This window comes from Pedobacter sp. SAFR-022 (assembly GCF_051965375.1).
GTDB lineage: Bacteria > Bacteroidota > Bacteroidia > Sphingobacteriales > Sphingobacteriaceae > Pedobacter.
On sequence record NZ_JBQCME010000005.1, the window covers coordinates 250,349 to 277,202 of the forward strand.

General features: G+C 47.7%; 21 protein-coding genes. 6 read left to right on the forward strand and 15 right to left on the reverse strand.

Going from position 1 to position 26,854, the window contains the following annotated elements:
- Window positions 1-114: 114 nt before the first annotated feature.
- Window positions 115-459, forward strand: a complete 345-nt coding sequence (locus tag ACTHQF_RS13780; protein WP_440430943.1) for a hypothetical protein — start codon at window positions 115-117, stop codon at window positions 457-459.
- Window positions 460-482: 23 nt separating this feature from the next.
- Here ACTHQF_RS13780 and ACTHQF_RS13785 read toward each other — a convergent pair whose 3' ends face one another.
- On the reverse strand, window positions 483-812 hold the full coding sequence (locus ACTHQF_RS13785; protein ID WP_440430945.1) for a helix-turn-helix domain-containing protein: 330 nt from the start codon (window positions 810-812) through the stop codon (window positions 483-485).
- A gap of 97 nt (window positions 813-909) precedes the next feature.
- The gene (locus ACTHQF_RS13790; RefSeq protein WP_440430947.1) at window positions 910-2,448 is read right to left on the reverse strand and encodes a PQQ-dependent sugar dehydrogenase; all 1,539 of its coding nucleotides are present in this window, start codon (window positions 2,446-2,448) and stop codon (window positions 910-912) included.
- A 174-nt stretch (window positions 2,449-2,622) separates the two neighbouring features.
- On the opposite strand from ACTHQF_RS13790, the gene ACTHQF_RS13795 reads away from it, so the two are divergent.
- Entirely contained in the window at window positions 2,623-2,985 is a 363-nt protein-coding gene (locus tag ACTHQF_RS13795) for a hypothetical protein (RefSeq protein WP_440430948.1), read from the forward strand.
- A gap of 70 nt (window positions 2,986-3,055) precedes the next feature.
- A complete protein-coding gene (locus tag ACTHQF_RS13800; RefSeq protein ID WP_440430950.1) occupies window positions 3,056-4,228 on the forward strand; it encodes an aldose epimerase family protein in 1,173 nt (390 codons plus the stop codon).
- Window positions 4,229-4,278: 50 nt separating this feature from the next.
- On the opposite strand, the gene ACTHQF_RS13805 is transcribed toward ACTHQF_RS13800, so the two are convergent.
- Window positions 4,279-5,724, reverse strand: coding sequence for an ATP-binding protein (locus tag ACTHQF_RS13805; RefSeq protein WP_440430951.1), 1,446 nt, complete (start codon window positions 5,722-5,724; stop codon window positions 4,279-4,281).
- Window positions 5,725-5,781: 57 nt separating this feature from the next.
- Here ACTHQF_RS13805 and ACTHQF_RS13810 point away from each other — a divergent pair, with 57 nt between their 5' ends.
- Window positions 5,782-6,669, forward strand: a complete 888-nt coding sequence (locus ACTHQF_RS13810; protein ID WP_440430952.1) for an alpha/beta fold hydrolase — start codon at window positions 5,782-5,784, stop codon at window positions 6,667-6,669.
- A 10-nt stretch (window positions 6,670-6,679) separates the two neighbouring features.
- Here ACTHQF_RS13810 and ACTHQF_RS13815 read toward each other — a convergent pair whose 3' ends face one another.
- Entirely contained in the window at window positions 6,680-7,351 is a 672-nt protein-coding gene (locus ACTHQF_RS13815; RefSeq protein WP_440430954.1) for a metal-dependent transcriptional regulator, read from the reverse strand.
- A 142-nt stretch (window positions 7,352-7,493) separates the two neighbouring features.
- Here ACTHQF_RS13815 and ACTHQF_RS13820 point away from each other — a divergent pair, with 142 nt between their 5' ends.
- The gene (locus tag ACTHQF_RS13820) at window positions 7,494-9,752 is read left to right on the forward strand and encodes a TonB-dependent receptor (RefSeq protein WP_440430956.1); all 2,259 of its coding nucleotides are present in this window, start codon (window positions 7,494-7,496) and stop codon (window positions 9,750-9,752) included.
- A 2-nt stretch (window positions 9,753-9,754) separates the two neighbouring features.
- Here the strand turns inward: ACTHQF_RS13820 and ACTHQF_RS13825 are convergent, their stop codons facing one another.
- Together ACTHQF_RS13825 and ACTHQF_RS13830 are read right to left on the reverse strand one after the other, a co-directional pair.
- Window positions 9,755-10,546 (reverse strand): TIGR00266 family protein, encoded by a 792-nt coding sequence (locus ACTHQF_RS13825; RefSeq protein WP_440430957.1) that lies wholly within the window; start codon window positions 10,544-10,546, stop codon window positions 9,755-9,757.
- A 216-nt stretch (window positions 10,547-10,762) separates the two neighbouring features.
- Window positions 10,763-11,089, reverse strand: coding sequence for a winged helix-turn-helix transcriptional regulator (locus tag ACTHQF_RS13830; protein ID WP_440430959.1), 327 nt, complete (start codon window positions 11,087-11,089; stop codon window positions 10,763-10,765).
- A gap of 113 nt (window positions 11,090-11,202) precedes the next feature.
- Between ACTHQF_RS13830 and ACTHQF_RS13835 the strand changes: the two genes are divergently transcribed.
- Window positions 11,203-11,979 (forward strand): SDR family oxidoreductase, encoded by a 777-nt coding sequence (locus ACTHQF_RS13835; protein WP_440430961.1) that lies wholly within the window; start codon window positions 11,203-11,205, stop codon window positions 11,977-11,979.
- A 54-nt stretch (window positions 11,980-12,033) separates the two neighbouring features.
- Here the strand turns inward: ACTHQF_RS13835 and ACTHQF_RS13840 are convergent, their stop codons facing one another.
- From ACTHQF_RS13840 to ACTHQF_RS13880, 9 genes are all read right to left on the reverse strand, one after another.
- Complete coding sequence (locus ACTHQF_RS13840) at window positions 12,034-12,903, reverse strand: hydroxypyruvate isomerase family protein (protein ID WP_440431006.1); 870 nt, start codon at window positions 12,901-12,903, stop codon at window positions 12,034-12,036.
- A gap of 81 nt (window positions 12,904-12,984) precedes the next feature.
- Window positions 12,985-14,007: an FAD:protein FMN transferase gene (locus tag ACTHQF_RS13845; protein WP_440430963.1), complete on the reverse strand. Its 1,023-nt coding sequence runs from the start codon at window positions 14,005-14,007 to the stop codon at window positions 12,985-12,987.
- 9 nt (window positions 14,008-14,016) lie between these two features.
- Window positions 14,017-15,336 (reverse strand): Gfo/Idh/MocA family protein, encoded by a 1,320-nt coding sequence (locus ACTHQF_RS13850; RefSeq protein ID WP_440430965.1) that lies wholly within the window; start codon window positions 15,334-15,336, stop codon window positions 14,017-14,019.
- A gap of 24 nt (window positions 15,337-15,360) precedes the next feature.
- The gene (locus ACTHQF_RS13855) at window positions 15,361-16,323 is read right to left on the reverse strand and encodes a formylglycine-generating enzyme family protein (protein WP_440430967.1); all 963 of its coding nucleotides are present in this window, start codon (window positions 16,321-16,323) and stop codon (window positions 15,361-15,363) included.
- A 17-nt stretch (window positions 16,324-16,340) separates the two neighbouring features.
- On the reverse strand, window positions 16,341-18,215 hold the full coding sequence (locus tag ACTHQF_RS13860; protein WP_440430969.1) for a RagB/SusD family nutrient uptake outer membrane protein: 1,875 nt from the start codon (window positions 18,213-18,215) through the stop codon (window positions 16,341-16,343).
- Window positions 18,216-18,244: 29 nt separating this feature from the next.
- Window positions 18,245-21,532, reverse strand: coding sequence for a SusC/RagA family TonB-linked outer membrane protein (locus ACTHQF_RS13865; RefSeq protein ID WP_440430971.1), 3,288 nt, complete (start codon window positions 21,530-21,532; stop codon window positions 18,245-18,247).
- 767 nt (window positions 21,533-22,299) lie between these two features.
- Window positions 22,300-23,988, reverse strand: a complete 1,689-nt coding sequence (locus ACTHQF_RS13870; RefSeq protein ID WP_440430973.1) for a sodium/sugar symporter — start codon at window positions 23,986-23,988, stop codon at window positions 22,300-22,302.
- Between the two features lie 24 nt (window positions 23,989-24,012).
- Complete coding sequence (xylA, locus tag ACTHQF_RS13875) at window positions 24,013-25,344, reverse strand: xylose isomerase (RefSeq protein WP_440430975.1); 1,332 nt, start codon at window positions 25,342-25,344, stop codon at window positions 24,013-24,015.
- A gap of 22 nt (window positions 25,345-25,366) precedes the next feature.
- Complete coding sequence (locus ACTHQF_RS13880; RefSeq protein ID WP_440430977.1) at window positions 25,367-26,842, reverse strand: xylulokinase; 1,476 nt, start codon at window positions 26,840-26,842, stop codon at window positions 25,367-25,369.
- Window positions 26,843-26,854: the final 12 nt, after the last annotated feature.

Here is a 26,854-nt window from a genome sequence, read left to right on the forward strand (position 1 = left end):
GCGGGTTGAGCCCGGGTTGAGGGCGGGTTGAGGGCGGATGAACCCCAAAGCTGGTAGCAATTCAGGCAAACCATTTAGGTTAGCTGTTGTTTTATTTACATAAACCTATAGAAGATGAAACAACCAGCAGAAATGAACACCCTAAGCCAGATTCTTGAAAAATTAAGGCAGAAGGGCTACGATAACGAACTCACCATGACTGAAGATGGCCATATGAAAGGTAATAAGATTTATAAAACTTATAGTCCTGAAGACCTGACCATCATCAAAACCTATCGCTTTGAAGGTCATTCCGATCCTGGAGATAATTCGGTCATTTACATCTTAAAAGATAATGAAGAAAACATCTCCTTTATCTCTGATGCATATGGCATGTACAGCGAACAGAAAGGTCCGGGCTTCGATGAATTCCTTAAGAAAATTAATACCGCAGACCGGGACATGCAGGAGTTATTTTAAAGAAAGGGCGTTAAGCCCTTTTTTTATGACGTTCCATACTTTTCCTCATACAGCTTAATGATCTTATGTTGTAGGTTTGCCAATTCTTCCTTCGATTTACGTAGTTCATTGATTAACTCTGCGATTTTGCGTTCCACCGAATCATCAAGTGGCTCACCAAAGGTGAAGATCTTGTCAATTCCACAATTGTATATTGCAGCGAGTTGAATAAGCCTGGATCCGGTAACATCCGTGGCCCCGGTCTCCAGTTTGCTGTACGCCGGTACAGAACAATTCAGTTTCACTGCAACTTGTTGTTGCGTCATGTTGTGTTTAACTCTGAGTAATCTCAACTTCGCATGTAATTTAGTCATATAAGCGTTTTTAGCCGGAATATCCCGGTAATAAAAAGTATACGCCCGACTAAATTGGAGGTAATAATTTATTTTAAATTTATTTACAATTACCACGTTACTGTTGCTGGTAGGTTAATTCCAATATACACCCCTTGTAAGAAACCTCTTCCGTATGCTGCTCTGATGGCCCCGAGCTTACCGCTGAATTATCCGCAGATAGATAAATTTTCTTGCCATCACTGGAGATCGCCAGATCCCGGTAGCGTACCTTTCCTTTTACATAGACCTCGGGCGCCCCATCCATCACCTTACCTGCTGCGTCCAGCTTCAATCGCAGCAATGCGGAGCCTTTCAAGGTTGTGATCAGGAGCGAATTTTTCCATCCCGGGATGCCATCACTCGTATAGAGCGCGATACTCGATGGGCCATAGGCTTCCCATTCCTGCTCCTCACCTTTGACGATCTTACTAAACAGCGCCTGCAATTGCTTAGCAGGCATGGCATAGAAACTCCGCTCCGGATCTTTGTAGCTGGTACCCATGGCTTTTGTATTCGCTGATTCTGAATTGATCTGCGGATAACTGGTATGCCATTTTCCGGGAAGCTCCGCATGGTCGGAGACCGAAGCCGCCAGGCCATCATAGTTTCCGTCGTTACGGCCAATGATCAGCGGATGACCATAGTTCTTTCCCCCTTCGATCAGGTTCAGTTCGTCATCGCCATAAGGCCCATGCTCCACACTGTACAACAAAGCCTTTCCATTAATTGCCGCATAGGTTAAACCTTGCGGATTGCGGTGCCCCATGGACCATACCGCGTTTTGTGCCGCAGCATTAAATGGATTATCATTTGGTATCCAGCGGTCAAATGGATCCTTGTCCTGATCCGGCTCGGTGTTAAAGCGGAGGATCTTTCCTTCATAACTGTTCTTGTCCTGTGCCTTGTTCTGCCGCCCGCCGTTAGCAAACTGTCCCGCACCCATATCACCGATGCTATAATACAAATAGGACTTACCTTGTACCGGCGCAATTAGCAGTCGCCCCCCGTTATGGTCAGAGCTCGCCGGGATGCTGTCGCAGAGGGAAAGCGGACTGTGCAAGCGTTGTCGCTGCTGATCATAGGTGTAGCGTACCACGCGCCCCACAAAGTGATAACCTTTAAATCCAGGCTCGCCGCCATCCCCCTTTTCAGCTGCCGCTTTAAAGCGATAGATATAGGCAAGATAAACATAGGGCTTGCCACGCAGCAGGTCCGGATGCAGCGCCATGCCCATTAATCCTCCCTGGGGCCAGGGTTTACCCCCATCCTGCTCATCGGGAAGCTCATCATATCTTGGAAATTCACGTGCCGACCGGAGATCTAACAGCTGCTGCCGCTTGCCGCTTACCGGGTCTATTCGCCAGACCTTGTAGTTTTTAGATTCCGTCACCCAAAGCTGATCATCAGGGCCATAGCTGATCTCCCAGGGATCACTGAGCTTGTCGGCGATGACCCTGATTTTAAAATCGCCCTGCTTAGACATCGCAGGCTCCTGGGCTGTAGCGCCGGTATCTGCAAGAATAATAATCAATATAGCAAAGTATAGGGAGTATAAACGGCCGGTCATGCGCATAGAATCTTTAGGGTTAAGGGTAGAAGTGTTGCTCAAAAACAAGCAGGACACGTTTTAGGTTTTCCATTTTTCAGAGGCCTTGTACCCGTTATTATCAGGTAATTATCCCGATCCATGCAGAAAGTACCCCATTTTACATTAAAGCAAAAGGCGCCGGCATCAGGCATCAGTTTTGTTCGACGTCCATAATAAACATCACCTAAACCGAAAAACGTCATGATACAGGGAATTACAAAAGACATGCATGTCTACGCCGATTACAGTTACATTCCATTGGTGTTACTTGCACCAAATCTAATGGGTTTTGAAGATGACCGCAGCAGTGCCATGGTCTGCCGCTCCTTTGCTTTTGCGGAACTTGGCACCAGTCTGCTTACGGATGCGAAATGGGGCGCCATCAAGTGTATTCCATATAAAACACATGCCATCATCGACCTTGCTTCGGGTGTGATGGCCCTGGGTGCCGCGGTAATGAGGCCCATGTCCGAGAACAAGAACGCCAGAAACACGCTGATTGCAATGGGCATTACCGGACTGGTGGTGGGGGCACTTTCGATATTAGGTGCTAAACAGCGTTAAGGTATTCGATTTTTTTTACGTTCTTAGTGTTATAACTAAATATGATCACCTAACCTGTTATTTCATTAAAATGAACGCAAAAACAAACCGCATTAACCTACTTTTGCTTTGTGCCGTGGTTGTGTCCGCAACTGCATGCAACAGCGGCAATAAATCCAACGAAGCAGATTCATCAACCAAAACAAGCAACGTGTCACTAAACCCTAAAGATTTCGAGAAAACCATAGACGGCAAAGAAACCAAACTCTTTACCCTCCAAAACAAATCCGGCGCAAAAGCCCTGATCACCAATTACGGTGGCCGACTGGTGAGCATGTATGTTCCCGATAAGGATGGCAACCTAACCGATGTTGTTGCGGGCTTTGATGACGTTACCGGCTTTAAGGAGTCTGCCGAACCTTATTTTGGTGCCACCATCGGCCGTGTGGGCAACCGCATCGCTAAGGGCAAGTTTACACTCGATGGTAAAGCCTACACGCTATTTACCAATGATGGTCCAAACACCCTGCATGGTGGTAAGAAAGGCTTTCAGGATGTCGTTTGGGAGGCGAAACAAGTCGATGATCATACCCTGGAGCTGCACTACCTTTCCAAAGATATGGAGGAGGGATTTCCAGGCAACCTGGATGTGAAGGTTACGTACGACTTACAGGATGATAATGCTTTAAAGATCAGCTATCATGCAACAACAGACAAAAACACCGTAGTAAACCTTACCAACCATGCTTTCTTTAACCTGAATGGTGAAGCCAGCGGCAGCATCCTGGGGCATACCGTGGAGATCAAAGCGGATAAGTACACCCCTGTGGATGCAACGTTGATTCCAACGGGAAAAATCGAAGCCGTAGCTGGTACACCACTTGATTTCACGAAAGCAGAAACCATCGGTGCCCGCATTGAAGACAAACACCAGCAACTGCAGTATGGTGCAGGTTACGACCATAACTACGTGTTAAATCAACATGGTGTAAATGACGTTGTGGCAAGTGTTACCGGTGACAAAACCGGCATCATGATGGAGATCTATACGGAGGAGCCTGGATTACAGTTTTACAGCGGTAACTTCATGAAAAGTAAAAACGTTATGAAAGGTGGCCATAAGGATGATTACCGTACGGCATTCGCCATGGAAACGCAACATTTCCCGGATTCACCAAATCAACCGGCCTTCCCTTCCATCACTTTGAAGCCTGGGGATACCTACCAGACCAGCACCACATACAAGTTCAGCGTAAAAAAATAAAAATGGCCCGAAAGGGCCATTTTTATTTTATATCAGCATGCCAGGTAGATTCAGGCATCCAGGGGTAAAGTAAACCAGAAGGTACTGCCCTTCCCCGGGCTGCTGTCCACGCCAATTTGCCCTTTGTGTCGCCTGACAATCTCCGAGGCGATGTACAAGCCCAGCCCCAGGCCAGAATACTGCCCCGAGCTGATATCCGCACGGTAAAAACGGTCGAATAAATGTGGTAACTTATCCTCTTCTATTCCAGGCCCCTGATCGGTCACCGAAACCTTTACATCCCCATCAACTTTGGCAATGTTAATCCAGATCTTCCCGGTGCCATGTGCATACTTCATTGCATTGTTTACCAGATTGATCACCACCTGTTGAATGCGTTCAGAATCGGCCTCCACCTCCTGGTCCAGGTCGCCGCTGGTGATGATCTCGAAGATCCCTTCTGCAGCTACATGCAAACAACAATCATCTACGGCGCTGCCAATGCGGAACCGGGTCTTTTTCAACCGGAGCTGTCCCTCCTTAAGGTTGTTCACGTTCAGCAAATCATCAATCAGGTGGGTGATCTTATGCATACTTTTATTCGCCTGCGTAATCAGACTGGCCGCTTTAGGACTTTGTCCCTGCTTCATGGTATCCAGTAGCTGCAGGGAAGCCTTCAAAGCAGTAATTGGTGTCCTAAGTTCATGACTGGCAATGCTGATGAAGTCATCCTTATCCCGCTCCGCAAGTTTCTCCTTCGTAATATCTGTGATCGTACCCAGGATCTTTGTCGGTTGGCGCCCATGCTCAAGGGAGGGCTTGCCCTGCAAATACACCCAGCGCACCACGCCATCCAGGGTTCGGATGCGACCCTGAAAGTCAATGGTAGATTCTTTGTTGATGTTTGCCAGAACCTCCCGGAGCCTTTCGCCATCTTCTTTCAGGAACTGACGTAACAATCGCTCCCTGTTCCATGCTTTTACCGGCTCTTGGATACCAAACAGTTGCTTGAAGCCGGTAGTATGCATAATAGAACCATCCTCCAGATCAAGCTCCCATACCGCCATCCTTGAATTCTCCAGCGCCATGCTCAAACGCTTTTCCGTTTCCTCCAGGTTCTTCTGATAACTGAAGTCGTCCAGTACCGTATAAGCAAAATATTCCTGGTCCTGCTGGAACAATACCGTTGTAACGTGGATCCAGGCCAATGATCCATCTTTACGGACCAGGCAGGCATCCAGTTTAAAGTAGGGCTTTCCGTGTTTCCACATGGCGTCCTGCAGGTCTTCCCAATGGTGCACCACATCTTTACAGGCGTAATCCATGATTTTGGTGCCCACGATCTCCGCTTCCGAAAAGCCAAGTAACTCGACCAATGCGCGGTTTACCTTTAAAATCTCCAGATCTGAATTGATGATCTTACTTGCGGCAGAGGTATGGTCAAATACACCTTCAAACCTGCCATTACACTCCTCAAACTTATTCTTATAATCCGTTTCCGGCTGCTGTTCCTTCATAAAAAATTTCTTGGGAATAGAATAACAAAAAAATATTTCGTTGGTTTCTAATGGACTATGAAAACAGCAGACATCAAGAGCCAGCACTATAGCTTAGGCAACCTCAATTTGCACGTGATCGAAGCGGGACCGGCAGCGGGAACACCAATTATATTCTTACATGGCTTTCCCGATTTCTGGTATGGCTGGAAGGATCAGATCGCTTATTTTGCCGATCGCGGCTATCGTGTGATTGTACCCGATCAACGCGGATACAACCTTAGCGGGAAGCCACAAGGCATCAAGGCTTATCGCTGCAAACACCTCATGGAGGATATCTGCAGCCTGATTGAAGTGCTGGGCTTGAAAGAAGTGCATCTTGTGGGCCACGACTGGGGTGGGATTGTATCCTGGTTACTCGGCATCTATCACCCACAACATTTTAAAACCATCACCATCCTGAATGCCCCGCATCCTGGCGTTCTCCGTAAACGGATATCTCCAAAGCAGCTCCTCAGAAGCTGGTACATATACCTTTTCCAACTGCCCTGGATCCCGGAATGGCTTTTCGGACGGAACAACTTTAAACTGCTTCGTAAAAGTATGCTGAAGATGGCGCTGCCCGGAACCTTCAGCACATCAGATATGGAACGTTATACGCAGGCCTGGAAAGGCAATCTCAGGACCATGATCAACTGGTACCGTGCCATCAGACGCAGTAAGGAATTCCGGGATAACCTGAAGACACCAAAAGAGGTCTCACTGCCCTTGCTGATGCTTTGGGGAAAACAGGACCTCTCCCTGGATTTCTCTTTGGCTGAAGCCAGCATGGACTTTGCGGGTAATGGCGAAATGAAGGCCTTTGGGGATGCCACACACTGGCTACAACATGAAAAAAGCGCGGAGGTGAACCGCGCCATTCTGGATTTTATAAAGAAAGAAGACCGGAAAGAACCAGATCTATAACCTTTTGTGATTAGTTAGTTTTCATGTTAATTTTTTCAACCAGGAGTTTGTCGCAGATAAGTTGACTGAAGGTCTCCTTCGATTTCCCTTTGATCTCCACCTGCATACTACCATCAAAGTGTTCCTTAGCCACAACCCTGATCTGATCACCCAGGAGAATGGAACGCCCGTTCAGAAAACGCAGGAAGCCTTCCGAAGAGTCCGAAACTGCCTTCAAGGTCAGTTCTTCCGCTGGCGAACATTGGCTTAGTGGTACGTACGCAGGTTCAAAAAGTGCTCCGTTTTTATCCGGAATTGGCGAGCCATGCGGATCAAACTTCGGATAACCCAATAGCGCATCCATCTTCTCGAAGAACAAAGGTGACTTAATATGTTCAATCTGCTCGGCAATTTCATGCACCTCTTCCCAGTTGAAATCCATTTTCTCCACCAGGAACATCTCTGTAAGCCGATGCTTGCGAACTACCATGGCAGCTTCGCGTTTCCCCAGTGCCGTTAATTTCACAGGCTTATAACTCTCATAGTTGATCAAGTCCTTCTCCACAAACCGCTTCATCATGCTGTTCACCGTAGGCATCTTGATCTTTAACCGTTTGCTCAGCTCATTGATGCTCACCTCGTCCTCCGTATTCGCAAGACTAAGTAAGGCTTTCAGATAATTTTCTTCAACAACAGAATACATAGACCAAAATTACACAATCTACCGCTTGTAAGTTTATTTTAAACAAAACTATTGTTAGCATTGTCTAACAATATATATTTGTATTTCTAATACTAAACATGATATGAAGCTAAAGACCTTACTAATCTTATACTTATTATTAATGAGTCTATATGTATTTGCACAGCAGGGGCAGTTGCGTGGACGTGTTACGACACCAAGCGGTAGCGGCGTTGAACATGTTACTTTAAATATTCCTGCGCTGAAGCAGAAAATACAGGCAGACAGTCTAGGCTACTTTTTCTTAAAAGACCTGAAGCCTGGCCGCTATACACTGCGGCTAAGTGCAGTGGGCTATGTCAATCAGCAACTGGAGGTTTCCGTAAGTGAAAGCCTGCCGCAGGATCACCATATCATCCTGCAAGCTCAGGGCAATGACCTGGATGAGATTGTCGTGTCTGGAACCATGAAGGCGGTTTCAAAGCTCAACAGTCCCGTTCCAGTGGAGGTATACACGGCAAAGTTCTTCCGGGCAAACCCCAACCCATCAATCTTTGAAAGTCTTCAAAATATTAACGGCGTGCGCCCGCAGCTCAATTGCAACATCTGCAATACTGGCGACATCCACATCAACGGACTGGAGGGACCATATACCATGATCCTGATCGACGGTATGCCAATCGTAAGCGGTTTATCTACCGTATATGGTTTAAGCGGCATCCCGCAGTCGATCATTGACCGGGTGGAGATCGTAAAGGGGCCAGCCTCCACCTTATACGGAAGTGAAGCCGTAGGCGGTCTGATCAACATCATCACCAAAAAACCGGAAGATGCGTCGCGTATCTCGGCCGATGTCTTCGGCACCAGCTGGGGCGAAATAAATACGGACATCGCGGCAAGATTCCAGCCGGGCAAAACGGCCAGTGCATTACTTGGCATCAATCATTTTATTTACGACAACCCTATCGACAACAATAAGGATGGCTTTACGGATGTTACCCTGCAGCACCGCGTTTCTGTGTTCAATAAATGGGATTTTCAACGGAAACAAAACCGCCAGTTTTCCATCGCTGGCCGCTATGTGTATGAAGACCGCTGGGGTGGCGAAATGAAATGGGAGAAAAAGTACCGCGGTGGCGATGAAGTGTATGGTGAAAGTATCTACACCAGTCGCTGGGAAGTTCTCGGGAATTATCAGCTGCCCCTGCGCGAAAAGCTTTTTTTTACCTTTAGTGCAAATGCCCATGACCAGAACAGCGTATATGGCAACCTCAACTACCAGGCCCAGCAGCAGATCGGTTTTGCGCAGCTTACCTGGAACCGCCGCCTGGGCAGGCATGATCTGCTTGGTGGACTGGCCTACCGCTACACCTTTTACGACGACAATACCCCGGCAACCGCCGCAGCAAGCGACATCAACATCAACAGGGCTTCTCATATAAATCTTCCTGGAGCGTTTTTACAGGATGAAATCAAAGTCGACACGAACAACACCTTGCTACTGGGCCTTAGATATGACTACAACTCCATTCATGGCAGTATTCTAACCCCTCGAATAAACTACAAGTGGAATTCTGATGACCAGCACAACATCCTGCGGCTGAGCTTTGGAAACGGCTTCCGCGTAGCCAATGTTTTCACGGAAGATCATGCCGCATTGACCGGCGCCCGGGATGTGGTCTTCATCGACGACCTTAGACCGGAAACTTCCTGGAATGGTAACATCAACTTCGTAAAGCGGATGTACACCGCGGGAGGAGGCATATTTGGCCTTGATGCAACCGCATTCTACACCTGGTTCAACAACAAGATCATTGCAGATTATGAAACGGACCCAAACAAGATCATCTATAATAATCTGGATGGTTATGCCGTATCGAAAGGAGTTTCCCTGAATGCGGACCTGAGTTTAAAAAACGGGTTGAAGTTCCTGGTTGGCGGTACATTGATGGATGTTTACAGCAAACAGCAAGGTGTTAAGATTAAACAGCTCTTTACGGAGCATTTCACCGGCGTTTGGAACATCGGCTATAAACATGAAAAGTATGGCATTCAAATCGATTACACGGGAAACGTTTATGGCCCCATGCGGCTTCCGCTTTTAAGCGATACCGATCCACGCAAGCCGGTTTCTCCATGGTGGAGTATACAGAATGTGCAGCTTACGAAAAGCTTGCGCAATGGCATAGATCTTTACGGAGGCGTGAAGAACCTGCTGAACTGGACACCAAACAAGGGAAATCCCTTTCTAATCGCCCGCTCACATGACCCCTTCGACAAGCAGGTGCAGTTTAATGAAGCAGGTCAGGCGATGGTGACTCCGGAGAACCCCTATGGCCTGACCTTTGACCCTTCTTATGTGTACGCACCCAATCAAGGGATCAGGTGGTTTTTTGGTATTCGCTATCAGCTTAAGAACTGAAACTAACGACCATCGCCGTCGAGTAGGTTACCGAAGCCACCTAAGATGCTGCCTTCCTCCTTGCGGTTTACGGTACCGTACTGCAAAATTCGCCCGGCAAGCCTGCTGATCGGAAGTGACTGTATCCAGACCTTACCGCTACCACGTAGCGTAGCGAAGAACACACCTTCTCCACCGAAAATGGTATTTTTGATGCCACCAACAAACTCAATATCATAGTCGATGCCGGAAGTAAATGCCACCAGGCAGCCGGTGTCGATCTTCAACGCTTCACCATGCTGGATGGTCCTTTCCAGCACGTGCCCCCCGGCATGCATAAAGGCCATACCGTCACCTTCCAGCTTCTGCATGATGAAGCCTTCACCGCCGAAAAGGCCGGTACCAAGTTTCCGCTGAAAAGCGATACTCACACTCACTCCTTTTGCTGCACAAAGGAAGGCATCCTTCTGGCAGGTGATCCTGCCCCCAAGCTGATGAAGGTCGATCGGGATGATTTTTCCAGGATAAGGCGAAGCAAAACTCACCCGCTTCTTGCCGTAAGCTACATTCGTGAAAGCCGTCATAAAAAGGCTTTCACCAGTAAGCAGGCGCTTTCCTGCGCTGAAAAGCTTACCCAACAGCCCACTGTCCTGCTGACTCCCGTCTCCAAAAATGGTTTGCATCTGTATCCCATCGTCCATCATCATAAAGGCTCCGGGCTCGGCAATTGCTGTTTCATTAGGGTCTAGCTCAACCTCTACATATTGCATTTCTTCACCATATACATGGTAGTCAATTTCATGATTGCTGATCATTTGATTCTGTTTTGATGGAAGGAAAATTACAAATAAATCCAGCACAATTTCAAGTATTCAACATTACATCAGGAAAAAATTGTCCCAATAAGCTGTAATTTTGGCTCAGTAGGAAGCTGAGAAGCATAACCTCCTGATTACCGCTGGAAATCTTAACATTACCACGGAAAGCAAACCTCTACAATGCTGAAAAAGCAGCTTAGATGATTATGGTGGCTATGCGACATATTCCAATCCCCACTTATACAATTCGTTAATAATTGGCTCCAATTTTTTCCCTTTTGTAGTTAAGGTGTATTCTACCGTCGGTGGTACTGTTGGAAACACTTCTCTGACCACTATGCCGTTTGCTTCCATATTCTTTAATTCCTTCACCAACATTCGACTGTTAATTTTAAGCACAAGTCGCTCTAATTCACTGAACCGCTTCGTGCCTTCAAACAAAGCGTAGATAATAGACATTGACCATTTTCCACCAATTACACCCAAAATCTCCTGGAGTGCACATCGTTCGTCCGTTTTTTTATCTTTTTTATCTTCCATAAGTACTTGATTATCTGCAAGGCTTTACCTTTTGGTATTACTGTACAAAGATGTAACTACTTCCAAAAGTAAAGTATTGTATTTTACTTTACAACTCATTAATAAAGAACGATATGGAAGGTACATTGAAAGGACTGGTTGCTTTGGTAACCGGCGGTACAAAGGGTATTGGCAAAGCCGTTGCCGATAAACTAAGCAGCAGTGGTGCTCAAGTTGTGATAACTGCACGAACCGCACCCGAAGAAAACACAAACGTACATCACTTTATAGCTGCTGATCTTACGAACCCAAAAGATGCAGAAGTTATTGCTAGGGATATCGTAGAAAAGTATGGTAGAATAGACATCATTGTCAATAATGCGGGGGCAAATTTAAGTCCGGGTGGTGGCTTCCAGGCACTTTCAGACGAACACTGGTATAGTGACTGGCAACTAAATTTTTTGTCAGTTGTTCGCATTAATAAATTGCTATTGCCTTTGATGATCGAAAAAGCTACTGGGGTTATTATCAATATCTCTACCAATGCAGCCAAAGAACCGATTTGGGAGATGACAATGTCCTACTCTTCCGCCAAAGCAGCGCTGAATGCCTATAGCAAGGCGCTGGCGAGTGAATTGGGGCCGAAAGGAATTCGGGTGAATGTAGTGTCCCCCGGCCTGGTTAAAACAACCTTAATGATGGATTTTATTGAGAATATAGCAAAGTCTTCGAACATTACAGCGGATGATGCCTATAAAGCCATGATGGATAAGGTAGGGATTCCCCTGGGCAGGATGGCCGAGGCTGAAGAAGTTGCTAATCTGGTAGGCTTTTTAGTTTCCTCGGAAGCCAGATACATCACCGGCACAAATTACGCAGTAGATGGTGGTGCTTTTTCCACGGTATTATAGAAATTGTGTTCAAATCTCTAAAAAAGGCTCCGAATACTGGAGCCTTTTTTATTTCTAAATGAACTGATCAACTTCCCGGTACGCCTCGATAACCCGCAGCTCACCTGCTTTCTCGGGCCTGGAGTTCCCATGTTCCATCCCCATAACTCCCTTATAACCTTTGCTGTGAATGTGCTTAAACAAGTTCTTGTAGTGGATCTCCCCAGTGGTAGGTTCTTTACGCCCTGGATTGTCCCCAATCTGGATGTAGGCAATCTCATCCCAGCAACGGTCCATGTTCACGATCAGATTACCTTCAGTTTTCTGCATGTGATAAATATCATACAGGATCTTACAGGAAGGGCTATTTACGGCCTTACATACGTTATAGGTTTCATGGGTCTGTTGCAAGAACAACTCCGGCGTATCGCTCAGCGTTTCCAGCACCATGATCAGGCCGGCAGGTTCAAAGATTTCCGCCCCTGCACGCATGGCATCCACAACATTGGCCATCTGAATACCGTAAGGTAGTTTACGTTCATAGAAGCCCGGCACAACGGTCAGCCATTTGGCATTACAGCGTTTCGCCGCTTCCACAGATCGCTTGCAGGTATCAATAAACTTGTCCTTAAACTCCTTTTTTCCGGTGGTCAGTGAGGTCTTCCAGTTATCGCCGCCATCTACCACGAACACCCCCATGCGCATGCCCAGCTTGGCCAGCAGGTTCCCGATCTTGGTCTGCTCCTCTACCGGACGGTTCAGGTAGCCATTATCTTCGATCGAACGGAAGCCCTGGTCGTACATAAACTGGATCTGATCCAGGAAGTTCTTACCTGCGCTATTGGCGAACATGCCTTCATGCGGGGCATAGTCCAGGTTAAAGGTTTTTCCTTTTTGCGATGCCGCAAGATTCTCGCTTGCAACCGTTGCTGCATCAGCAGACATGATGGATCCTGCCATCAATGATCCGCCTGCCAGCAGGCTATTTCTTAAAAATTCTCCTCGTTTCATGATGATTATAATTGGTTAATTTACCAGCAGCTTTTTAAATCCACTGGTAAGCGTATCTGCCACACGGCCATCCGGTTTGTGGTAGATGAAATATGCTTCTAAATCTGCTTTCCTGGCAAATGCCATCGCCTGCTCCACATCCATCGCCATCAGCGCATTATCGTAGCCATCCGCAGTGATGGCATCCCTGGCATACACGGTTACACTGATCATCCCGTTATTCAGCGGATAGCCCGTCTTCGGGTTGATGAGGTGGCTGATCTTCCCATCTTTATAATTCAGGTATTTGTTAAAATTCCCGGAAGTCGTGATTGCACCTTGCTTAAGCTCCACAATATGTCGAAAGGATGCAGCCCCTTCCTTCGCTTTCAGACTTGCATGCTCCGGAACAGGACCTTCAATGCCAATCCTATAACCGCCGCCATCCGGCTTAGAGCCATGAACAACCACTTCCCCACCAATTTCGACCATGTAAGACTGAATACCCCGCCGCTTCAAAAATCCCGCGACCTGATCAACACTATAGCCCTGCGCAATACCATTCAGGTCGATGCGTATCTTAGGATCCGCTTTGTAGAGCATATTCCCCTTCAGTTTAAGCTTGCTCATACCCACCTGCTTTAAGGTTTCACGCACCTCACTGCTGTCCGGAAAGCCTTGCACCGCAACTGGTCCAAAGCCCCACAATTGTACAAGCGGAGCAACGGTAATATCAAAGCGGCCAGCGGTTTTGTGATAGATCTCAAAAGACTTTTGAAGAACGGTCCGAAATCCATCGTCCACACGCAGCTGCCGCCCGGCACTATTGAACTGGTTGATCAATGACCCAGGCTTATACAAAGACATGGAAGCATCAATCTGCCGCAGCAAGCTGTCTACCTGCGCTTTAGACACCCGTTCGGTATCCGCATAATATCGCAGGCTGTACCCTGTACCCTGTGCAAAGCCTGTGATGGTATATAACTGCTGTTCCCCGGATTTAAAAAGAAAGGGGAACAGCAATAACAGACAAATAATGGTTGATCTGTAAATAAGCACCGAAATTCTTTAGATCACCTTCGTTTTCCCCGGTGTTGGAATCGGATATAAACCATTTGCATCCGGCAGTATCCTCGGTTTAGCATCCCATGCCAGCGTTTCCGGGAACAGGCTGTTGTTTGCATTCAAGGCCTCATCCCACTTAATGGTCTGCCCCGAGTAAGTTGCATAACGGCCCATGATTGCGGTCAGACAGCTTTTCGCTCCGCGTTCGGCATCAGCAAACTTGTATTCGCCTTTGCTGATCGCTGCAAATAACTCATCATGTTCCGTCTGGTAGGGGTTTGCATTTCCTTTTGTCGGGTGACTAAAGATCTCTTTTCCGGTATGATCCCAAAGTATGCCCTGGTTGTTCGCAGAAAGGTAGGTCCTGCCCTTGGTGCCCTGAAAGGTTTCATCCACACGGTTTGCCGTACCTTCGAAATGGCGGCATTGGCTGTAGATCACCGCACCATCAGCATAAGTAAGCTCTACCGCATGGTTGTCATAAATTTCGCCGTAGTCCTTACCTGTTCTCCAGGCGCGGCTGCCGGTACCCTGGATTGAAACCGGATAGGCATTTTTCGCCCAGTTGGCGATGTCGATATTGTGTACGTGCTGTTCTACGATGTGATCCCCGCAAAGCCAGTTGAAGTAATACCAGTTACGCATCTGGTATTCCATTTCTGTTTGTTGTGGCTGACGTGGTTTCACCCATACACCGCCACTGTTCCAGTACACCTGTCCGCCGACGATATCCCCTATCGCACCATCCTGAATGCGTTTCATAGTTTCGCGGTAGTTGGTCTGGTAGCGGCGCTGCAATCCTACCACAACGTTTAATTTCTTCTTTTTGGCAACCTCTGCTGCGGCAAGCACCTTACGGATCCCTGGTGAATCCACAGCAACAGGTTTCTCCATGAACACATGTTTACCTTTGTCTACCGCTTCTTCAAAATGCATCGGTCTGAAGCCCGGAGGGGTTGCAAGTAAAACGACATCTGCCAAGGCAATAGCCTTTTTGTAGCCGTCGAAGCCTACAAACCTGCGATCTGCAGGTACGTCGACCTTATCTTTGAACTTATCACTCAGCAGCTTATAGCTTTGATCCATCCGGTCCTGAAAAGCATCAGCCATGGCCACCAGCTTCAGGTTAGATTTGGTACTTAAAGCCTGGAAAGCAGCACCGGTACCCCGGTCTCCACATCCAATTAGTGCGATCTTTATGGTGTCATTTACGCCGGAGTGTCCTGCAGCAAATGCGAATTGGTCAAGCAGTAAGCCGCCGGTTAACAATGCGCCGGCCTTTATAAAGTCTCTACGTTGACCAGATAATTTTTCGTTTTCCATTCTGTTAATATTTGGTTTTTAGTTTTAATAATCAGGAATTGCTGGGGTATCATAATACTTCTTGATCTCTGCTTCCGAGGGCTGCACCGCCGGGCGCACCAGGCGCATGCCAATGAAGGGCGCTTCCGGGAACCACCAGTTGCTCTTTGGGATCTGTGGATCAATCTGCTTCCATGCCGGATCAGAGGCCAGACGCGCCGCGGAACGAAGGTCTTTCGCCACATCTTCATACGAGCCTCCTCTGATCACATGGGCGTAGAGCTTGTCCGGCACATTTACCGGGTCCTGCTGACCGTCCTTTACACTGGCGTAATAGTCGGCCTGATACTGGTCGTAGGTCCATTCCGCCACGTTGCCGTACAAGTCATAGATGCCCCATTTGTTTGGCTTCTTCTTGCCCACCTGCTGGGATTTTCCGCCGCTGTTATCCTTATACCAGGCATATTCGCCCAAGGCAGCTGCATCATCACCAAAAGCATACTCGGTGGTACTGCCTGCCCTTGCGGCATACTCCCATTCTGCTTCGGTTGGTAAACGGTAAAAAACACCAGTCCTGGCGTAAAGCCATTTACAGTACTGGATGGCATTGTAATGTGTCATGGCCAGTGCCGGATGGTTTTCCTTACCCATGCCGAAGGTCATATCCAGATAAGGTTTCGTGGGCCGCGTTACCGCATCCACATTCGCCGGCACAGCGCCAATGCTATGTGTCGTTTCATAGTCCTTATACAGGAAAGCTTCATACAGGTCCCAGGTCAGCTCATGCGTACCCATCCAGAATTCGCTGATCCTGACCTTATGCACCGGCTTCTCGTCGGGATTGCCCTTGTTGCTGCCCATCATAAATTCACCAGCCGGTACCGGCTGCATGGAGAAGGACAGCTTTGTCCCATTGATCTCTTGCACGTAAGGCTTCCCTTTCTGCTGTGCATAGCAGAAAGAGGAAGCCCACATGAACGTTAATACACCAAAAATTCTTATTCTCATCGGCAGTCTAATCGGATTTAATATCCGGGGTTTTGTATCAGTTGATTATTTCTATTGATTTCGTCACGGCTAAAAGGCCTGAAGTAGATTTTGTCCTCCCACTTGCGATTCTCCTGGGCGGTTTCTACCGTAGGCGTATAGGTATAGTTATAAATGGTCTCATCATGGCGGTATGGCGCAGAAAGTGTCTGTCCAGGCTTGAACTTACCGGTCACCTTGATATAGGTTGTTTTACGGCCAAGGGTCTCCGGAGCAATCATCCAGCGGCGTGCATCATGGTAGCGCTGCTCTTCATACACCATCTCAATGCGGCGCTCATGGCGATAAGCATCTCTTAAAGCTGTGCCGCTTGCCGTGATTGCAGGCATCCCCGAACGGTAACGGATTCTGTTGAGCCATAAAAGTGCCTCACTCTCCTGACCAAGTTCGATGCTGGCTTCCACATAGTTAAACACAGCTTCCGTGTAGCGGAAGAAAGGCCATGGCACGAACTGCGGATTGGAAGCTTCTATGATGTTCGGATCCGGATCAATAAACTTGTGGGTGTAATAACCGGTCCAGCTGCCGTTCCAGTTTTCGATAGAACTGCCACGGGTATCAAGACCTTTGAAAGTAATTACACTGGAACCCTCTTGGAGGTCGTATTCACCAGTCTGGATTTGATTTGCAGGGTCTACATTCCCTGATACCAGGTTCCGCGGTTTCCAGTCTGCCCCATCATACAGGATCGTGGCATAGAAGCGTGGATCTCTGTTTACGTAAGGTCTGGCTTTCTGCGCAGGATTGTTCCAGCTGAAAGGTGTTCCGTCAAGCATTTCGTAGTCGTCCACTAGTAAACCAACGGGCGTATTTCCCGCCCAGTTGTGATAACCGTTAGGTCCGTTTGCACGACCATAGCGCATATCGCTGCGATCAATAAAATAGCGGGCAAAGATCAGCTCTGTTGCTGCCGAGGCATCAACACCCGGCGCCTTGCTGCCGCCACCCATCGCTATGCTTTTATAGTTCATACGTCCTTCTTCCGGTGTCACTGGAGCTGTAAGGTTTAACTTATAACCAGCACCTGCATCAAGAACTGCCTTGGCAGCAGCTTGCGCCGCAGTCCAACGAGCAGCTCGGTCACCGGAAAGATAGCCAAGAAACTCTGGATTTGCAAAACCGGCAATCACGGAAGACTTCGTTTTTGCAGTCGGAATATCATGTAAATCACTCGCGGCATACAGCAGCACACGGGATTTTAAGGCCATGGCAGCCATCGCTGTTGTCCGGCCTTTTTCCATGGTACGTCCATTCAGATAACCGATCGCTTTCTCGCAATCGGCAAGAATAAAGTTCACACACTCCTCATAAGTGGCCCTTTTAACCTGAAAATCATCATTTAAGCCGTAGCTCTTTGAAATCAGCGGTACACTTCCATAATAGCGGAGCAGCTGCTGATAGAAGTAACCGCGAAGAAAATAAGCCTCCCCAAGCAATTTGTCTTTAACATTCTGGTCGGAGATACCGTTCTCCCCGCCTTCCAGTCTTTCAATAACAATGTTACATGAACGGATGCGATTATACATCTGATTGTAGCCATAAGTTTCATCCACCCAGCCCAGGGTAGTCGGGTTAATGGTACCCGCATTGATCAGGTCGATGCCCCGGTTAGGATGCGTGAACATGGATTCATCTGATAATGACGAAAGCATTTGTTCATCAAATCCACCCACATCCAGACCGTTGTAGATCTCGGTTACAAAGCCTTGTGCCAAGGCTGGATCCTGCCAGACCAGCTCTGCGGAGATCTGGTTAGGCGGCTCGACTGCCAGGAAGTCTTTTTTGCAACTTGTCGCTACTGTTGCGAGCAGTGCAAGGGCATATAAATAGGTATTTCTATAAATCGGTCTCATAGTAAATTTATTTTCAGTTCGCATTGTTTCTAAAATCCAGCTTTAATCCCTGCATTGATCACCCGCGCTTGTGGATAATATTGAGCACTGGAGTTTGTTGATTCCGGATCCCAGATCTTGATCTTATCCATGGTAAACAAGTTCAATCCATTCGCATAAACTCTCAGCGACCGCAACCCGATCCGCTTGGTAAACTCCGGCGACAGGCTATAACCCAGCTCTACGTTCTTCAGGCGCACATAGTTGTTGCTGCGGATCCAATAGGTGTTTTGCGCGGCATTATTGGTGTCGGTATAGTAGGTCTGCCCACGGTTGGATAGCCTTGGGAACTCGCTGCTTGGATTATCTATACTCCAGCGATTGATGTATGACCACTCAAGGAAGTTCCCGATATCACCAGATTCGGTTAAACCTACAATCTGAACACCACCGGTAGCACCCTGAATTAATGCGGAGAAATCAAAGTTCTTATAGGTCAGGTTAATGTTCAAACCACCGGTAAACCTCGGCACATTCGTTTTATCCAACCGGATCTGGTCATCACCGTTGATCTTACCATCCCCATTCACGTCCCTGAACTTCATGTCTCCAGGCAATAGCCTGTTCGTTAGGCCGGTGTAGTCAATTGCATTGGCATCAATCTCCGCCTGATCCCGGAATACACCGGTGTATTCATAAGCGAGGCCAGTGCCAGTCGGCATGCCAGTGGAGCGTTGCCATTCTGGTGCACCAGGGGTTTCATCCCAGAAAACGATCTTATTCTTCGCATAACCGCCGTTCACGCTAACCGAGTAACCGAAATCTCCGGAGTGATCTGCATAACCCAACTTAAACTCGAAACCTTTATTATCAACCTTACCCAGGTTCACCGGAGGCAACTTATCAGTGATACCGGAACTTCCCGGAATAGAATTACCTCTGGAGATCAGGATGTTTGTACGTTTGTTATAGAAACCATCCAACTCTAAGGTCAGCTTGTTGTTCAGGAAAGACGCGTCTAAACCGATATTCGCATTATTTGCAACCTCCCAGCCAAAATCAAGGTTGGGCACGCGGTTTTCAAACAAGGTTTGTGTCAGCTGATCATTGATCACATAGTTCCCAAAACCCATGGTACTTAAATACTGGTATTCTGCAAGTGCATCACCAAAGTATGCCTCAGCACCCATCTGACCCCAGGATCCACGAAGTTTTAAGTTATTGACGAAGGCGATGTTGTTTTTGAAGAAAGGCTCTTCAGAGATACGCCAGCCCACGGAAATACCTGGGAAAAATCCAAAACGCTTATCCTCCGGGAAGATGTATGAACCATCTGCACGCCATAAGAATTCGGCAAGGTACTTTTCTTTGTAGTTGTAACCTATTCTTCCGAAGTAACTTAACCTTGCCCTGCGGTAAAGGTTATATGGCTCGTCTGTTGGATTGCTGATCGCTTGTTCTTTATCACTACCGCCAACAAGTTCCTGCAAGGCTGTTGAAAGGAAGTATCTGCGGAAAGCAGAAAAGCCACTGTTATCCACTTTCTCGCGGGTAACACCTGCCATGAGATTAAACTGGTGATCCTTGATTTTTTTGTCATAGTTGATCATACCCATCAGGTTAATGGCCAGCTGATCGCCTGCATATTCCTGTAAACTCGGGTCTGTTCTTTCCGAGCGCACGGAGCCCACCAATACCGGCGTTACACCGTCGGCCTCAAAGGTCTTCTTGTCCCAATCGTACAAGGTCCATGGCGTTTGCCAGCGCTTGCGTTTACCCCAGAACTTATCGATTGAGGCGGTACCTGTTACTTTCAAACCTTCAACACCCGGAATCTGAATTTCCAGACGGCCGGTAGACTGAAAGTAATCCCGTCTGTCGCGGTCGTATCCGGTAAGGTCCGTTGCAATAACATAAGGGTTGTAACCAAACTCGATATCCCGCCCCGGCAAACCATTGGGCCAGACCTCAATCTCCGTTGGCTTACCGCGCATCAGCATCCTGAAGATGTCGCCCGCACCTACCGTAGGAAAATTGCGCATCTCCTCACGTCCGGTAATGCCCAGATTGGCCGTAACATATTTATTGAACTTCGATTCCAGGTTTACCCTAAAATCATACTGCTTGTAACCGGTAGCAGATTTATTATAATAGCCATCCTGATCCAGGTAGCCCATCGAAACCAGGTACTTCGTATTCTCGGTTCCTCCATTTACCTGTAAATTATGGCGTTGTTGCGGCGCCCATGTTCTCAAGGTGGTCCCGTACCAGTCTGTGTTTGGATAACGTAAAGGATCGGAACCATCCCGCAGCTTTTGCATCTCATCCGGGCGGTACGCCGCGTTTAAGGTATTGCCGTTATCCGGCCGTACATAGGAGCCCGTATTTTTGAAAGCCTCCCAGGCGGCCGACCATTGGTCTACCGGCAAGTCGGATCCAAAGATGTTCAGCTCATTGAGGATCTCGGCATACTGTACCGAGTTCGACATTTTCGGAATCCGTACAGGTTGCTGTAAGCCATAACCAAAGTCATACGAGACCTGGGTTTTTCCGCTCTGACCTTGTTTGGTGGTAATCAGGATAACACCGTTTGCTGCACGTGATCCATAGATCGCTGCCGAAGCATCTTTCAGTACGGATACACTTTCGATATCGTTCGGGTTGATCCTTTCCAATCCACCGGCCCGGTTAGGCACCCCATCGATAACGATGAGCGCATTATTGTTGCCCAGCGAGTTTACCCCGCGGATCCGGATGGCAGAGCCATCATAACCGGGTTCACCGCTGGCTTGAACGGCAGTGACACCGGGAAGGCGGCCCGCCAGGGAGTTGGACAAGTTGGCTGTAGGTGTTTTTGCCAGCTCGGTACCTTTTACAGCGGTCACCGCACCAGACACCACAGCCTTCTTCTGGGTGCCGTAGCCCACAACGATCACTTCTGAAAGTGCTTCGGTATCCTCCAACAAGGTGATGCTGATGGATTTGCGGTTATTCACCGGCTGCTCGCTCGTGACGTAACCCACATAGCTGAACACGAGCACTCCTGTTTCAGGTACCCGGATGGTGTATCGTCCGGAAGCATCTGTGGTGGTTGCAACGGTGGTGTTTTTAAGTTTGACGCTGACCCCGGGGATGCCGGAGCCTTTAGCATCAGTGATCTGGCCGGTGACCACGATATCAGCCTGGTTGGTACTTAGATAGCTGTTCGGAAAGGCCGCTGCTGCGGCCTGTTCACAGGCAAAAAGGCTGGAGACAAAAATCACATTCGCGAGGAGCATGACCCTGTTTTTTCGCAGGCGGAAGCATCGCGTGTTCGTACACTGTTCCCTTTTTTTCATAAATTTGTGGTTGATTGTTAAAATTCTGATAATGGTTCATACTGTTGTCGGAGGAAAAAGGAGTTGAATGTTGGCGCATTCGCTCCTTTTTTTATTAACTATTCATAGGCGAGCTATTAAAATCATTTATACAGTCGATTTCACCGGCCAGAAAATGGCCAGTGCATGATCAATGCTAGAAATTATGGTAGCCGAAGCTGCTCCGAAGAATTAAATGTATTTCTCGGAATAAAACTGGACTCGAATAGACAGGTTTGTTGTAAATAAACAGCAGGAAAGGTACTTTTTGTCGACTTGATGGGTGCCACGTGGTTCATTGTGACCGGTCAAGTCTGCTGAGGTAGGTAAAGGTTTAGGCATAAGGATATATTTGGTTAAAACAAATTTAATATTTAAATCATAACCTCCAAACATTTAATCTATTGATTGTATATTTTATGTTATACGATCGAATTGCTCAGGTTTTCTCAATAAAAAGCTAAAAATATTCAGCTCATCCCCGCATTCCTGTAAAAATTCACGGAGAAAAGCAATAAAAAGTTAAGACTTCATGCATACCTCCCTTAGGCGCTGCTACGGCGAAAGCTTTGCAGTACAAAGCCTTTTCGGCACCTATTCGCCGCCTTTGCTTCGCCCGTAGCCGAACAATAGGCGAACAATAGGCGGTGAAGAGGCGATGAAGAGCCGTACAGTGGCCGAGGTTGGTAGCGCATAAAAAAGCCGCACTAACTTTCATTAGTGCGGCCTAAAGCAAAAAATTTAAGCTGTTACCAGAAAACGGTATAAAGTGCTACAATAATACCCAACACGATCAGCGAACCAGCGGCGAAACTGTTGCTGGTTTTGAACATGCTGCTGTCAATCTCCAGTCCTTTCGGGTTTGCGCCTTTACGACCTTCGATGGTACTGATAATCCACATGACAAGCACACTGATCAGGAACACAAATCCCATTCGATCCAGGAATGGAATCTCGTATAAGCTGCTGCCATCTTCCTGTGTAACGAGCTTTGAAAATCCATAAGGACTAAGCCATTCCAGATTGGCGAAATTCGGCAAAGCTTTGAAGAATACCGATAGCAGGAAGCCTCCGATCGTTGCAAACAATGCTGCATTTGAAGTGGTTTTTTTCCAGAAGAAACCGAGAATAAACATGGCGAAGATGCCCGGGGATACAAATCCGGTGTACTCCTGAATAAACTGGAAACCGCCTTTTTTGTCCATGCCCAGGTGTGGTGCAATGACAATGGCGATAACCATGGCGGCGATCACCGTGATACGACCAATGACTACCTGCTTATGCTCATCCGCGTTCTTGTTAATGACCTTTTTATAAACATCAAGCGTAAAGATCGTCGCGATGCTGTTCGCTTTACCGGCCAAAGAAGCGACAATTGCGGCAGCAAGGGCTGCAAATGATACCCCTTTAAGACCTTCCGGCAAGAGGTTCAACAGTACGGGATAAGCCGAATCTGCGTTTAATGAACCGCCTTTCTGCATGGCATTCCGGAAGTCACCAAACCCTTCCTGGTAAAGCACATATGCCGCAATACCCGGTACAACAACAATTAAAGGCATCAGCAACTTCAATACCGCAGCGAATAGCAAACCACTTCTTGCCGTTTGAAGATCCGCGCCCAATGCCCGCTGGGTGATGTACTGGTTACAGCCCCAATAGTTCAGGTTCACGATCCACATACCACCGATCAGTACGGTTAGTCCTGGAAGGTCCATATAGTTTGGATTCTCCTGTTTGAAGATCATGTGGAAGTGGTCTGAGGCCTTTTCTGTGATCAGCTTCATTCCACTCGCAACGCCTGAACTGCCGAAGTGTGTGGCTACAAGCTCGAGTGCCAGGTAGGTCGTTGCCAAACCACCCAGAATTAAAAAGAATACCTGAATTACATCGGTGTACCCAATAACCTTCATACCGCCAAGGGTGATTAGTACTGCGAAAATGGCCAGGATATACATACATGCGGTGATGTTGATTCCGGAAATGCTATTTATCGCTAATGCACCCAGGTAGAGTATGGATGTCAGGTTAACGATTACATACAATAACAGCCAGAAGATGGCCATAATCATGGCTACGGTACCGTTATACCGCTGCCCCAGGAACTGCGGCATGGTGTAGATCTTATTTTTCAGGTAAACCGGAATAAAGAAGACCGCCACGATGATCAGGGTTACTGCAGCCATCCACTCGTAGGTTGCAATGGCAAGGCCCATGGTGAAGCCGGAGCCACTCATGCCGATGAACTGTTCGGCAGAAATGTTGGAAGCGATCAATGATGCGCCGATCGCCCACCAGGTTAAAGAATCTTTAGCAAGAAAGAAGTCTTTCGAGTTTTCTGCATCTGATTTTTTCTTGTGGTAAACCCAGTAGCCATACGAAGCTACGATAATGAAGTAGACAAGAAAAACGACGTAGTCGTAGGTTCCTAATGAATTCATGTACTTTTAATTGTTTATATCTGGTTAAATATACCGGTTGACAATATTCTCAAGCAGTTCCTGCTGTCCGCTGATTGTCTCAGGCTCGCCGTGTTCTACGGCATAGTTCCTAAGATCTTCAAGGCTCAGTTTACCATTTTCGAAGTCTTTGCCGGCTCCGGTGTCGTAAGATGCATATCTTTCTGTACGGATTTTCTTATAGTCTGATTTTTGTAGAATCGCATCTGCGGTAACCAGTGCACGGGCGAAGGTATCCATACCGCCAATATGCGCGTAGAACAGGTCTGCAGGGTCTGTAGAATTTCTACGGATCTTCGCATCGAAGTTGATCCCGCCTCCTTGTAGCCCGTTGTTTTCCAGTACGATCAACATCGCTTCGGTAACTTCATTGATGTTGTTAGGAAACTGATCGGTATCCCAGCCGTTCTGCACGTCACCTCTGTTCGCATCCATAGAGCCCAATAATCCGGCATCTGCAGCGACCTGCAGTTCATGCTGGAACGTATGTCCGGCTAAGGTTGCATGGTTTACTTCGAGGTTCAATTTAAAATCTTCCAGCAGGTCATACTGACGAAGGAAGCCGATTACGGTTGCCGCGTCATAGTCGTACTGGTGTTTTGTAGGCTCACATGGTTTCGGCTCAATAAAGAACGTGCCTTTGAAGCCTTGTTTACGTGCATAATCTTTGGAGGCATGCAGGAATTTAGCCAGGTGCTCCTGTTCGCGTTTCATGTTGGTGTTTAACAGGCTCATGTAACCTTCACGGCCACCCCAGAACACATAATTCTCACCGCCCAGGGCGATGGTTGCATCGAGCGCTGACTTTACCTGCGCCGCGCCGTGTGCAAGTACATGGAAGTTTGGATTGGTCGATGCGCCATTCATGTATCTGCGGTGTGAGAACAGGTTTGCTGTGCCCCATAGTAGTTTAACACCACTTTCCGCTTGCTTTTGTTTGGCGTATTCTACCATGGTCTGCAGGCGTCTTTCGTTTTCCACCACATCATTACCAAAATCCACCACATCCACATCGTGGAAGCAATAGAAAGGCAGGTTCATTTTGGTTAAAAATTCAAAAGCCGCATCCATTTTATCTTTTGCACGTTCAATTGGATCTGCTTTCTCATCCCATGGATGATTGATGGTTCCCTCGCCGAAAGGATCGTTGCCTGTTGCAACGAAAGAATGCCAGTAGGCACCTGCAAAACGAAGATGGTCCTTCATCGTTTTACCTGCAACAACACGGTTTTCATCATACCAGCGGAATGCCAGTGGGTTATCTGATGCTAAGCCTTCATATTTCACCTGGCTGATGCCTTTGAAGAATTCCTTTTCTCCTGTGATTACATTTCCCATAATTTGTCTTATTGTTCTTAGATTAATTTTGCTTGTTTAGAAAGTTCAGCCAGCTTTGATAAACCGGCTCGTATTGTTCAACTGCTGATGGTTCGACCAGCTGTAGTGGTTTAATGTTGTGGAATGCCTCGGCGGCGGTGCTGAACATGCCCGAGCCTATTCCAGATCCTAATGCGGCACCTACGCTACCATCATTCTCGTATAACTCTACCGGCACCCCTGTTGCATTTACAAAAGCTTCCAGGAATAAATCGCTGAGGAATAAGTTGGCTTTGCCGGCGCGGATCACACTTGGGTAAAGGCCATTGCTACGCATGATATCCAGTCCATAGCGGAAAGAAAAGGCTATGCCCTCCTGTACCGCCCGGAATATATGGCCCTGGTGATGTAGATTCAGGTCGATATCGTGAAAGTGCACCCCAACGATCTTGTTGTTCAACATGCGTTCGGCGCCATTTCCGAAAGGAAGGATACGGATTCCGGCAGCGCCGATGGGTGTTTGAGCCGCCTGTTCGTTCATCTGCATGTAGTTTACGGCGGAGCCAAAAAGATTCTTCGTCCAGCGGTTTAGACTTCCCGTACCATTGATGCATAGCAGTACGCCAAGCCGTGGTGCTTCCGCCGTGTGGTTCACGTGGGCGAAGGTATTTACCCTGGATTGCGGGTCGTAAGTGAGCTGGTCACTAACGCCATAGATCACACCCGAAGTGCCAGCTGTAGCTGCAACTTCGCCTGGCTGCAGCACATTTAACGAAAGTGCATTGTTTGGCTGATCTCCGGATTTATAAGATACCGGGGTACCTGCTTTGAGGCCTAAAAGTTCAGCAACCGCCTGGGTCACACGTCCATGCTCGGAGAATACTGGCCTGATTTCAGGAATTAGCGAAGCGTCGATGCCATAAAGCGCCATCAATTCAGCAGATACCCTATTCGTTTGAAAATCCCATAGAATGGCTTCAGAAAGCGCCGACATGCTGGTGGTGATCTCCTGCGTAAGCTTCATGGCTATGAAATCGCCGGGCAGCATCATCTTATGGATGCGTGCATAGACTTCCGGCTCATGCTGCTTTACCCAGGAGAGTTTAGAAGCGGTGAAGTTGCCCGGAGAATTCAGTAAATGGGAAAGACTGAAGTCATGCCCAAGCGCATCAAAAGCCTGGTTGCCGATCTCCACTGCACGACTGTCGCACCAAATGATGCTGTCGCGCAGCACCTGCTGATCTTTGTCGACCAGCACCAAACCATGCATCTGGTAAGCGATGCCGATGGAACTGATATCATGCGGATTAAAAGTGCCTTGCTGTTTACAAAGGTTAAAAGCTTGCTGTACATGCGCCCACCACATCTCCGGCGACTGTTCTGCCCAGCCGGGCTGCTTCGCGATGATGTCGCTTTCTTGTTCAGGGTATTGTCTGGAGATAATGACTTGCTGTGTGTTTGCATCCAGCACCGACACTTTTATGGACGAAGTGCCTATATCAATTCCTAATAATAACATAATTGCAGAGGT

Bases quoted from the DNA above. Each gene is read 5' to 3' on its own strand.
- ACTHQF_RS13785 (WP_440430945.1), bottom strand. From the start codon at position 812: ATGACTAAATTACATGCGAAGTTGAGATTACTCAGAGTTAAACACAAC.
- ACTHQF_RS13855 (WP_440430967.1), bottom strand. From the start codon at position 16,323: ATGAGAATAAGAATTTTTGGTGTATTAACGTTCATGTGGGCTTCCTCT.
- ACTHQF_RS13805 (WP_440430951.1), bottom strand. From the start codon at position 5,724: ATGAAGGAACAGCAGCCGGAAACGGATTATAAGAATAAGTTTGAGGAG.
- xylA (WP_440430975.1), bottom strand. From the start codon at position 25,344: ATGGGAAATGTAATCACAGGAGAAAAGGAATTCTTCAAAGGCATCAGC.
- ACTHQF_RS13810 (WP_440430952.1), top strand. From the start codon at position 5,782: ATGAAAACAGCAGACATCAAGAGCCAGCACTATAGCTTAGGCAACCTC.
- ACTHQF_RS13850 (WP_440430965.1), bottom strand. From the start codon at position 15,336: ATGGAAAACGAAAAATTATCTGGTCAACGTAGAGACTTTATAAAGGCC.
- ACTHQF_RS13820 (WP_440430956.1), top strand. From the start codon at position 7,494: ATGAGTCTATATGTATTTGCACAGCAGGGGCAGTTGCGTGGACGTGTT.
- ACTHQF_RS13860 (WP_440430969.1), bottom strand. From the start codon at position 18,215: ATGAGACCGATTTATAGAAATACCTATTTATATGCCCTTGCACTGCTC.
- ACTHQF_RS13835 (WP_440430961.1), top strand. From the start codon at position 11,203: ATGGAAGGTACATTGAAAGGACTGGTTGCTTTGGTAACCGGCGGTACA.
- ACTHQF_RS13825 (WP_440430957.1), bottom strand. From the start codon at position 10,546: ATGATCAGCAATCATGAAATTGACTACCATGTATATGGTGAAGAAATG.
- ACTHQF_RS13865 (WP_440430971.1), bottom strand. From the start codon at position 21,532: ATGAAAAAAAGGGAACAGTGTACGAACACGCGATGCTTCCGCCTGCGA.
- ACTHQF_RS13830 (WP_440430959.1), bottom strand. From the start codon at position 11,089: ATGGAAGATAAAAAAGATAAAAAAACGGACGAACGATGTGCACTCCAG.
- ACTHQF_RS13840 (WP_440431006.1), bottom strand. From the start codon at position 12,903: ATGTCTGCTGATGCAGCAACGGTTGCAAGCGAGAATCTTGCGGCATCG.
- ACTHQF_RS13815 (WP_440430954.1), bottom strand. From the start codon at position 7,351: ATGTATTCTGTTGTTGAAGAAAATTATCTGAAAGCCTTACTTAGTCTT.
- ACTHQF_RS13870 (WP_440430973.1), bottom strand. From the start codon at position 23,988: ATGAATTCATTAGGAACCTACGACTACGTCGTTTTTCTTGTCTACTTC.
- ACTHQF_RS13795 (WP_440430948.1), top strand. From the start codon at position 2,623: ATGATACAGGGAATTACAAAAGACATGCATGTCTACGCCGATTACAGT.
- ACTHQF_RS13800 (WP_440430950.1), top strand. From the start codon at position 3,056: ATGAACGCAAAAACAAACCGCATTAACCTACTTTTGCTTTGTGCCGTG.
- ACTHQF_RS13780 (WP_440430943.1), top strand. From the start codon at position 115: ATGAAACAACCAGCAGAAATGAACACCCTAAGCCAGATTCTTGAAAAA.
- ACTHQF_RS13880 (WP_440430977.1), bottom strand. From the start codon at position 26,842: ATGTTATTATTAGGAATTGATATAGGCACTTCGTCCATAAAAGTGTCG.